4 protein-coding genes are annotated in these 3,849 nt (G+C 72.6%); all 4 read left to right on the plus strand.

Features of this window, described 5'->3' with window-relative positions; genetic code table 11:
- The coding region (locus VF468_05485; protein HEX5877764.1) for a biotin/lipoyl-containing protein at positions 1–814 on the plus strand (814 nt) is incomplete at its 5' end.
- Positions 814–1,752: a hydroxymethylglutaryl-CoA lyase gene (locus VF468_05490; protein HEX5877765.1), complete on the plus strand. Its 939-nt coding sequence runs from the start codon at positions 814–816 to the stop codon at positions 1,750–1,752. The genes VF468_05485 and VF468_05490, both read left to right, overlap by 1 nt.
- A 15-nt stretch (positions 1,753–1,767) precedes the next feature.
- Positions 1,768–2,853, plus strand: coding sequence for a hypothetical protein (locus VF468_05495; GenBank protein HEX5877766.1), 1,086 nt, complete (start codon positions 1,768–1,770; stop codon positions 2,851–2,853).
- Positions 2,854–2,857: 4 nt separating this feature from the next.
- Positions 2,858–3,849, plus strand: a 992-nt coding sequence (locus VF468_05500; protein HEX5877767.1) for a hypothetical protein, incomplete at its 3' end; no start/stop codon positions are given.

Raw genomic sequence — 3,849 nt, forward strand, 5'->3', positions numbered from 1 at the left:
GTCGTACGACCCGATGCTCGGAAAGGTGATCGTGTCCGGCCCCACCCGTGAGGCCGCCCGCCGCGCGCTGGTCACCGCGCTCGACGACACCGCGATCCTCGGGCTGACCACCAACCTCGGGTTCCTGCGCGCGCTCGCGGCCTCGGACGCGTTCCGTGACTGCGAGATCGACACCGCCTGGCTGGACAGCCACCCAGATGCGATCCGGCCGCAGGGCGCGGAGACGGCCGCGGTGCTCGCGGCGTGGGCGCTCGCCCGGGCCAGCGACGACGACCCGGTCCACCCGTTCGGCACCGGCGACGGCTGGCGGATGGCCGGACCGGCGGCGCCCACCTCCGTGGAGCTGGTCGTCGACGGCGAGGCCACCCTGTTCCAGGTCGACCCCGCCGGGCTGGTGGTCGCCGCCGACCGCACCTGGCGGGTGCACCCGATCGCCTCCGACGAGGGGATGCTCCGCCTGGAGATCGACGACCTCGTGCACGAGGGCGCCATCCGGATCACGCCGCACCGGGTCGCGGTCGCGCACATCGGCAACACCTTCCGCTTCGAGCGGCCGGACGCGTTCGGCCCCGGAGGCGCCGGCGCCGGATCCGACGGCACCGTGCAAGCACCGATGCCCGGCACGGTCCTGAACGTCTCGGCGACGGTCGGCGACCCGGTCGAGCAGGGGCAGGTGCTCGGCGTGCTGGAGGCGATGAAGATGGAGCTGGCGCTGAAGGCGCCGATCGCCGGGACCGTGACCGAGGTGGCCGCGGCCGTGGGCGACCAGGTGGCGCTGGGGGCGACCCTGTTCGTGGTGGAGGGAGAGGCGTGATGCGTCAGCCGCAGCCGGTGCGCGACGAGAGCCTGCCGTCGCAGGTGACGATCTACGAGGTCGGCCCCCGCGACGGGCTGCAGAACGAGCAGGCCGTCGTACCCCTGGACACCAAGGCCGAGTTCATCCGCCGGCTCGTGGCCGCCGGGCTGCCGATCGTGGAGGCGACCAGCTTCGTGCACCCCAAGTGGGTGCCGCAGCTCGCCGACGCGGCCGACCTGCTCGACCTGCTGGTGGCCGACCTCGGCGACGCCGCCCGGGAGCTGCCGGTGCTGGTGCCCAACGAGCGCGGCCTGGACCGGGCGCTGGAGAAGGGCGTCAAGCACATCGCGATCTTCGGCAGCGCCACCGAGACCTTCGCCCGCCGCAACCTGAACCGTTCCCTCGACGAGCAGTTCGCGATGTTCGAGCCCACCGTCGCGCGGGCCCGCGAGGCCGGCCTGGACGTGCGTGCCTACGTGTCGATGTGCTTCGGTGACCCGTGGGAGGGCGAGGTCCCCGTCGACCAGGTGGTCACCGTCGGCAAGCGGCTGTTCGACCTCGGCGCCTCGCAGCTCTCCCTCGGCGACACGATCGGGGTCGGTACGGCGCACCAGGTGACTGCCCTGCTCCACGCGTTCGACGCGGCCGGCCTGGCCAAGGACAGCCTGGCGGTGCACTTCCACGACACCTACGGCCAGGCTCTGTCCAACGCCTACGCCGCGCTGCAGGCCGGGATCACCACCTTCGACGCGTCCGCCGGCGGGCTGGGCGGCTGCCCGTACGCGGAGAGCGCCACCGGCAACCTGGCCACCGAGGACCTGGTCTGGCTGCTGCACGGGCTGGGTGTGCAGACCGGTGTGGACCTGACGGCGCTGGTCGAGACCAGCGCCTGGATGGCCGGGCAGCTGGGCCGGCCGAGCCCCTCCCGGGTGGTTGCCGCGCTCGCCGGCGCCTGAGGCACAATTCCCCGCATGAGTCGTGTCGTCTACATCCATGTCGGTGCACCGAAGACGGGGACGACCTATCTGCAGGACCGGCTGGCGCTGAACCGTTCCGCCCTTGCCGAGCACGGCGTCCACTACCCGGCGCTCTCGGCCCGCGACGTCGACCACTTCCGCCCGGCACTGGATCTGATGGGGGCCGACTGGGGTGGTCCGTCCGGGCACGCCGAGGGGCAGTGGGACGCGCTGGTCAAGAAGGTGCGCCGGCTCGACGGCACGGTGATCATCAGCCACGAGATCCTCTCCGCCGCGCCGGCGGACAAGATCGCGCGGGCGATGGGTGACCTCGAGGACAGCGAGGTGCACGTCGTCTACTCCTCGCGCGACCTCGCCCGGCAGATCCCGGCGACCTGGCAGGAGAGCATCAAGCAGCGACGGCGGTGGAGCTACTCGCGCTACCTGAAGAAGCTGCAGGCGCAGCCGGACGCGTTCTTCTGGCGCTCCCAGGGGCTGCCCGGCGTGCTCGGCAGGTGGAGCGCCGGCCTGCCGCCGGAGCAGGTGCACGTGGTGACCGTGCCGCCGGCGGGCGCCTCGCAGGACCTGCTGTTCCACCGACTGTGCAAGGTCTTCGGCATCGACCCGGAGTGGGCCCCGGCGGCCAGTGAGCGCGACAACCCGTCGATGGGCGTCGCGGAGACGGCGGTCGTGCGGCAGCTGAACCGTCGCCTGCACCGCTCCGAGCTGACCTCCGACGAGCACGCGGCGCTGGTGAAGAACCTGCTCGTCCACGACACGCTGGCCCGGCGTCCGGACCGGAACCGGGCCACGCTGCCGCCGCGGCTGTACCCGTGGGCGAACCAGATCGCCGAGGAGTGGGTGGAGTGGATCGAGGGATCCGGCATCGACGTGGTCGGTGACGTCGAGGAGCTCCGGCCGGTGCCTCCGCCGGAGGATCAGGAGTGGCTGAACCCGGACCGGCCCGGCCGCAAGCAGACCCTGGACGCCGCCCTGGAGGCGCTTGCGGTGATGACCCAGGAGGCGGCCCGGCGGCCCGACCCGGAGCAGCAGCTCACCGGCAAGGTCAGCAAGGCGATGAAGTCCATCCGGGGACAGTGATCCGATGAGGCGCCGCGTGTACCTCCACATCGGGGCTCCGAAGACCGGTACCAGCTACCTCCAGGACCGGCTCCGGCTCAACCGTGGCGAGCTCGCCGCCCACCACGTGCACTACCCGCTCGGGCCGCTCGGGCTGCCGTCGTCGCACTTCAAGCCCGCGCTGGACCTGATCGACCGGGACTGGGGCGGTGCCCGCGCCGATGCCGAGGGTGCCTGGCCCGCGCTGGTGCGCCGGGTCCGCAGGCTGGAGGGAACGGCGGTGGTCAGCCACGAGATCCTGGCGACGGCGACACCCGAGCAGGTGGCGCGGGCGATGCATGACCTTCGCGGCCGCGAGGTGCACGTCGTCTACTCCGCCCGCGACCTGGCCCGTCAGGTGCCCGCGGCCTGGCAGGAGTCGGTGAAGCAGTACCAGACCCTGTCCTACAAGCGGTTCCTGGACCGGGTGCAGACCCGGTCGCCCGACCTGTGGTTCTGGCAGGCGCAGGGACTGCCGGGCGTGCTGACCCGCTGGGGTGCCGACCTCCCGCCCGAGCGGATCCACCTGGTCACCGTGCCGCAGTCCGGCGCACCCGCCGACCTCCTGTGGCACCGGTTCTGTGAGGTGTTCGGGATCGACCCGGCGTGGGCACCCAAGGACAGCCCGCGCGGCAACACCTCGATGGGCGGCGCGGAGACCACGCTGGTGCGCCGTCTCAACAAGATGCTCCACCGGCGCGGCGTGTCCAGCACCGACCACCACGCGCTGGTCACCGAGCTGCTGGTGCACCAGCACCTGGCCCGGCGCACGAGGTCCGACCGCACCACGCTGCCGCCGCGGATGTTCGGCTGGGCCGAGGCAATCACCGGGCAGTGGATCGACTGGGTGCGCGGGTCGGGCATCGACGTGGTCGGCGACCTGGAGGAGCTGCGTCCGGTCCGGCCGGCGGAGGAGCTGGAGTGGCACAGCCCGGACCGGCCCGGCCGAGCACCGCTGCTCGACGCGGCGGTCGACGC

This window comes from Actinomycetota bacterium (assembly GCA_036280995.1).
Classification (GTDB): domain Bacteria; phylum Actinomycetota; class CALGFH01; order CALGFH01; family CALGFH01; genus CALGFH01.

Excerpts from the sequence above, each read along its gene's own strand:
- VF468_05495 (HEX5877766.1), top strand. The coding sequence starts at position 1,768 with ATGAGTCGTGTCGTCTACATCCATGTCGGTGCACCGAAGACGGGGACG.
- VF468_05490 (HEX5877765.1), top strand. The coding sequence starts at position 814 with ATGCGTCAGCCGCAGCCGGTGCGCGACGAGAGCCTGCCGTCGCAGGTG.